Genomic DNA, 6,366 nt, shown 5'->3' with positions numbered 1-6,366 from the left:
TGTAGGTTCCATCTTATTTGGTAATAACCGCATTTTTTCTTCAAGCTTTTCTATCGCTTCATAATCAAGCTCAAATGCACTCAATTGGAATCACCCTCTTAAACGTAAAAACAACACGATCAATAAAGCGATCTGTATCTTTCACTTGAAGGCGATCGCTTTTAGAAACTACAAAGGATACCATTTTCACCTTGCCAACCCACGAAATAATATCAATGACTTGCTCATCTAAATTCGATTGATTTTCCGATAAATAACTAACATATATGCTTTGAGAAATTGTACGCTCATTAGAAGACGGTTTAAACTCACCATATTCCAAAATAAAACAGTTGTATCCCTCTTCTGTTAACTGCGATTCCTCATCTTCTGCTAGTTCATCCTCAACAACTAAAAGCTTAAATCCGTCTTCAAGGGCTTTTTTTATGCCACTTCTCTGCTCCTTCATAAGCCTTTTAGATTTTTCATTCACGAGATTTCACCGCCTGCTGCAAATAAAAGAAAAGGTATTGTTTGTTAGAATCATGATCCGCTTTAATCACGTCATATTCGATTCCATCCATTAATACCTTAAGTTTATTTTTATTTATCTTTCTAAAGGAAGGTGGATACAGTGTTTTAACTTTTAAATCTAAGCCCGTTGTTAAAACGCCCACCATTTTGTAATCACTGTCCCGTAAAGACATCACTTTATAGGCAAGCTTTCCTTCTTCACGAAACTTCTCACCTATTCTTTTTCCCTCTTCTGAACGCTCTGTTTTTTTATATCCGTATTGTAGAAATCCGTCATTTAAGGTTTCTCTATACGATTTTAGAACCATTGATTACACCAACTTTTCCTAAAGCCACATCTAAAATAAGCCTGGATAATTCCTTTTTATAATTTTTTTCAAACTCATCACCTGCATTGTTATAGACATACCGACAACGTTCTAACAGCAAATCTTTCGGGGTTAGCTCCTTTGAAAAATCAAAAGACGCATTTGTTAAACTCAACAAATACGCCTCTCCTTTTTCCAAAAGTTTTATTAAACTAGCATCCTCTTCATTCCATGTGATTTTAAGAACGTCTTTTAATTCTTGCAAAAGATTATCCATTCGCATCACCTTCTAACCATTAAGCCGTTGTAGTACTCGCTTTCTCTCCTAATTTACTAATATCGAATACAAGGAATGATTTATTATCCTTTGGACGACCATTTGCATATTGTTTACCAATATATACACGCTCGTCTTCGATGAATTTCACTTCATCTGAGAATTCAATTTTTTGTGTAGATCCTACTCCTAAAAAGTAATCCTTGGCCATTCCAGCGACCGACTTTCCAGATGGAACTTCTGTAGATTGAATAAATTGAATAGGGATTGCCGTATTTTGAACATATTCCCCATTTGCATTTTGAAAAGTAATAGCTGGGAAAATACGCGCCCAATAATCCATAGGATTTACAACCATAATCACATTCGCTACATTTCGTTTTCCATTGTTCGTTAGTGGAGCCATAATTTCTTTTCCTAATGATTTAGGCGATAAATCATTTAGCGCGACTGCTGTTTTATCTGGATAAATCCCACCAACTACTGCCCCATCTAAATTTTTCATCATACCAATAGGTTGTTCCTTACCCGTACCACTAATGACAGCTTGTTCAAGAGCAATATACATAGATTCCATCAAAACTGTACGAACATAACGATCTAGCCACTCTGGACCTAGGTCTAACATCGCTTTACAAACAGGGATATATGCGCTTAATTTATAAAGGTTTAATTGAACTTTCTCAAATCCTTCATCAATGACCTGTTTAATGTCATCGCATAATTTCCCCCACCATGCTGCTGGAATTTCACCTTTCTTCATAATCCATTCTGTTAATCCTGTTACATTAATAAAATCAATTGCTTGAAGTAAAGGACGATTTCTTACTAACTCTTCAAACACGCGATCAATAACTGTCGCTGGAATTAATTTTTCGACTCCTGCAAATGCTTCACCGCTTGCGATTACTTCATTGTAGTATGAGCGCTCTTCGTTAGTTAAAGCATGTAACCCACGGGAATTTAATACCGCTTGATTATTTAAATTACTTGCAATTTCAGTTTGAACCGCTGGCGTAACTTCATTCAAAATGTTTGTTTGAATTACATTCGCCATTTTCGTCATGGCTTTTGCATATGCTTCATTATCATTCTTTTCAATTGCTGCTTTAAATTCGTCTTTCACGTCTTCCATACTGTTATCTACACGATCTAGATTTTTAATCGTCATAAATGATTCTCCCTCCAAAATAAAAGAACTACTTGTTATTTTCCAAGTAGTTCATCATCATATTAGTTATTGGTTTTTTAGGCTCTTCAACGCCCTCAACTTGATTTGACGTTTTTTGTCCTGCCTTTGCTGTGTATTTCTGAAGTAAATTATTTTTCACATCTTCTGGACTTGGTTCTTCGTTAGGATCTTCTTTTTCATCCGCAATTTCATCACACAAACCAAATGCCTTACATTCTTCTGCGGTTAACCATGTTTCATTTTTTAATAAATCTTCCATTTCAGAACGTTCACCTACAAAACGTTTCATGTAAGTATTTGTAACGGACTGATCGATCTTATCAAGTGCATTTAATTGTTGTTCGAATACTTCTCTATTGCCCCATGCAAATGTAGACGCCCGATGGACCATTAGCATTGAATTTGCCGGCATAATAATTTCATCACCGGCCATTGCAATTAATGATGCTGCCGACGCTGCAATACCATCAACATGAACAATGACTTTTGAGGAATGCCTTTTTAATTGATTGTAAATTGATATACCATCAAATACGCTACCTCCAAATGAATTAATATATAAATGAATGTCGCCATCTTTGACATTATTTAATTTACGTTTAATCGCATTAGCTGAAACAGATTCTTCCCACCAACTTTCACCGATTGTACCGTAAACATAAATATCATTTTCTCCTTCATTTTTTGGTTTTTCCAGGTTTAAGTACTTTTTAAATGCATCATTTTTATACATCTTAGTTACCTCCATTCTCCTCACCTCCTTCCAAAGAATCGGCTTCTTGATAATTCTTTGTAACAAAGCGTTTATTTGCCCATTCCTCTTCAATTGGCTCTCTACCAAGAATAATTAAGATATCATTGATAGATAAACCACCAATTGCAAAGAGCTTATCTAATGCTGTTGCTAGTTTCGTAATATCAACAACCTTAATTTTCGTTGTATCAATCTTTAAATATGTGCGTTCTATATACTCTTCTTTGCTATACATCTTCCGGTTAAATTCATCTTGAATCAATTCAGCAATCGGATTAATACAAAAAGCTAAAAATGAATCCATTTGTTTCTCAATATCCGCGACATCACCTTTTAAAATCCCGATTGGAACATGGAAGGCAATGGCTACATAATTAAATATGTCATTAATTAAATCGCTAACATCACGACTTGTACTATTATTTGATACGCCATTTTTGCTATCGCTCATATCTTCGATTACATAACCATCTTGTAATTGAAAAGCTGAGCCAGCTTTATCTGCGTTAAACCAATTTTTCAACTGCCCTTCAAACATTTCATCAATTGCCGCTTGCGTTTCTGGATCTTGAGCTCTTAAAAAATCTCCTTTAATTAACAAGCGTTTATTATTTTTTCTTTTATAATAATCAATGGAAGATGCAAGCAATTTGCCAAAACTACTATACATCCCGTCAATTACCTGCATAATATTGCGGTCGTTTAATTTAAAGTGGAAAACCTCTGATTCGTTAAATGATTTTTCAAAAGTAAAGTCTTCAATTGTTATGTCGTTATATATATTTTCTTTTAATGCAAACTTAGTAACATTAAAGGAATCCGCAATATACAATTGCTCATTCTGCATAATAACAACGCATTCATTTTCCATAATTAAATGATTTACTAAACTATGCATAAACTCCGTTGCATTTTGATTCTGATTTGGTTGTACATTTAATAAAAAATGATTCCCACCACGTTTTTCTTTCCCTTTTTCAAAGGTTTGAAATTCACACCTTGTTAAAGCATTTGCAATTAAATCAATGCAACTTTCTACAGCTAACTTTTTATAGAAATAGTCAACTCCTAATTCATAAAAACATGAGTCTAAAGTCAGAGTCTTCTTGCTTCCAAAAAAACCTCTTACCCAATCTCTTAATCCCACATTCTCACCACCTTTTATACACTAAATGATTTAAATATCTTTCTAACATTTTCTTTCGTTAAAGTATTTGACTCTTTTAACTCACTATCGCAATTAAGCGCATGTAAAAAAGCGAAAAACCCATCTGTTTTTCGCTTCTCTTTATCAACCTTTTTATATTCAATATTGCCATTCATTTTTTCTTCTTTATAGACATTTCCCACATACCAACGCATTAACGGATCATCACCAAAAACAATGGTATGTTTAATAAAAATCTCTTCTACAAGTGGAGCAAGTTTACTATGCGTCGCTGGACCACGACGAACAATTTCAATTTCAAAACCAGCCTCTTCAAGCGATTCTTTTAAAATAGCTGAACGATATAAATCCATGCTGACTTTTTTTATACGGTATTCTTTATTCATCATTACGAACCAATCTCGTACATGTTCCGCACTAATTGATTTGTCATAAACAACAGTAAGCAATTCCTTTTCAATTGCAATTCGAATAATATCCGGATTAATATCTTGCAACTTAGGTGCTGTATGATGCATGAATGTATGCTGCTTCCAATATCGTTTCCCATCTTTTTTAAATAAAATTCCAACCGAACAGAAATCACGAATTTGCGCGAAGTCAACCGCTCCAATGCATTCTATCCCTTGAACATTTTCAGGGAACGGCTGCTCTGTAGCTAATCTTTCTTCATAGGTAGCAACTTCTTTCCTCGTATCTTCGACGGGTAAATTCATTCTTTTCGTCATGAACTCAATACGTAATGCACTGTTACGTTTCATATCATGGTATTCTTTTCGCATTTCATGTTGTAAATTTTCATTGTATCTATATGAAGGATTTGCTTTTTCCCATTTAGACTCGTCATGGACTTCTTTTTCATCATCAAGCTTACATATGAAAGGAAACAGTGTGGAATGTGGTAATTCTTTATTCAACACCATCTGAGCTTCGTCTTTCATATCATCCAATACTCCACCACGGACATTTCCATCTGTTGTAATATAGAAAATCCTTGGATCTTTCTTTTTTCCTAAACCCGATGTAAAAACTTTTATATTTGAATAATCTTCATACTCATGTAATTCATCAAATATAACAGTTCCACTTCGCTTACCATCTTTTGTACGAGCATTTGATGTATTAAATTCAAATTTAGATTTAGTTTTATAATGTTTAATGAGTTTTTTGGATTTATAAAAAACCTTTTTTAATTTCTTTGTAAATTTGGGCGTTTCTAAAATATTTAAAACATCTTCGAATGAGGTTTTAGCCTGATCTTCTGAAGTTGCCACAATGTCTATATCATAATTCTTAATCCCATGATGACCACTTAGCATATAAAAACAGTCATAACTGATATATCCATTTTTACCTGCCCCACGACCAAGTAATAATAGATATCTGTCAAACATAAGACGGCCGTCATCATAACGCACACCATAAAAAAATGCATTACAGAACCTTTGCCAAGCAAATAGGGAAAAAGAAAAATAGGGGGCTGGCTTTTCCACTGATTTTTCAATAGCATCTGCATCAATCACTACACCAGGTTGATCTAACTTCCAACGAAGAAACTCCATGAGTTGTTTTTGTTCTTTACAACTTTGTATTTCCTCATTTTCAACCATACGCATATATTCATCGATGTAAGGATGATACTTATATGTAGTTGAATTTCTAGATGTCGTCATCATCATCATTACCTTCATATACTGGTTCTTTCAAACCAAGCACTTTTAATAATTCTGTCATGCGCTTGTTTGTCTCCCGAAATTCTTTTGTAGCTGGATTTGCTTTGATTCCTTTTTGACTCTCGCTATTTTGCCATTCAATCATTGGCCCCTTCTTCTTCAATTCTCTTGCTAACTTATTTTTCGCATCAAACATCGTCATGTAGTCATCAACAAGATCAACGTAGTGCATACCATACAAACCACTGTTTTCCAGTTGTTGTAATAAATCTTGCTTTATCTGTGCTTTTTTTGATAGTTTCCGCACAAGTACCCCCCCTCTTACTTTTTAATTCGCAAAAATGTTTTAACCGCTCTCCTCCCCCCGTTGAACGGTCCTCCTACTAAAAGCCGAACTTTTTGACCGGGGGGTGTTTAAGAAACTAATTCAAAGTAAGTTTCAATAAAATCCAAAATAAAAAAGACTTCTTCACTAGAAATC

General features: G+C 34.3%; 8 protein-coding genes. All 8 read right to left on the bottom strand.

Annotated elements, in window-relative coordinates:
• Positions 1-70: 70 nt before the first annotated feature.
• Genes EBQ15_RS30710 through EBQ15_RS30675 form a run of 8 tightly spaced genes read right to left on the bottom strand, consistent with a single transcriptional unit; the run spans position 71 to position 6,192 of the window.
• A complete protein-coding gene (locus EBQ15_RS30710; protein ID WP_241228040.1) occupies positions 71-472 on the bottom strand; it encodes a hypothetical protein in 402 nt (133 codons plus the stop codon).
• A complete protein-coding gene (locus tag EBQ15_RS30705) occupies positions 465-821 on the bottom strand; it encodes a phage head closure protein (RefSeq protein ID WP_000243384.1) in 357 nt (118 codons plus the stop codon). The genes EBQ15_RS30710 and EBQ15_RS30705 overlap by 8 nt, the downstream gene beginning before the upstream one ends.
• Positions 802-1,098: a hypothetical protein gene (locus EBQ15_RS30700; protein ID WP_033693000.1), complete on the bottom strand. Its 297-nt coding sequence runs from the start codon at positions 1,096-1,098 to the stop codon at positions 802-804. The genes EBQ15_RS30705 and EBQ15_RS30700 overlap by 20 nt, the downstream gene beginning before the upstream one ends.
• A gap of 19 nt (positions 1,099-1,117) precedes the next feature.
• The gene (locus EBQ15_RS30695) at positions 1,118-2,269 is read right to left on the bottom strand and encodes a phage major capsid protein (RefSeq protein WP_000153085.1); all 1,152 of its coding nucleotides are present in this window, start codon (positions 2,267-2,269) and stop codon (positions 1,118-1,120) included.
• Positions 2,270-2,297: 28 nt separating this feature from the next.
• A complete protein-coding gene (locus EBQ15_RS30690; RefSeq protein WP_000454118.1) occupies positions 2,298-3,038 on the bottom strand; it encodes a head maturation protease, ClpP-related in 741 nt (246 codons plus the stop codon).
• Entirely contained in the window at positions 3,025-4,191 is a 1,167-nt protein-coding gene (locus EBQ15_RS30685; RefSeq protein WP_000524254.1) for a phage portal protein, read from the bottom strand. Before EBQ15_RS30685 ends, EBQ15_RS30690 begins: the two co-directional genes overlap by 14 nt.
• A gap of 14 nt (positions 4,192-4,205) precedes the next feature.
• A complete protein-coding gene (locus EBQ15_RS30680; protein WP_000989233.1) occupies positions 4,206-5,888 on the bottom strand; it encodes a terminase TerL endonuclease subunit in 1,683 nt (560 codons plus the stop codon).
• Entirely contained in the window at positions 5,872-6,192 is a 321-nt protein-coding gene (locus EBQ15_RS30675; RefSeq protein ID WP_001228914.1) for a P27 family phage terminase small subunit, read from the bottom strand. The genes EBQ15_RS30680 and EBQ15_RS30675 overlap by 17 nt, the downstream gene beginning before the upstream one ends.
• Between the last annotated feature and the right edge of the window lie 174 nt (positions 6,193-6,366).

It is taken from the genome of Bacillus sp. 2D03 (assembly GCF_003946765.1).
Taxonomy (GTDB): Bacteria; Bacillota; Bacilli; order Bacillales; family Bacillaceae_G; genus Bacillus_A; species Bacillus_A cereus.
Note: the sequence above shows the minus strand (reverse complement) of the source record. Positions and strands in the feature narration are given on the sequence as shown.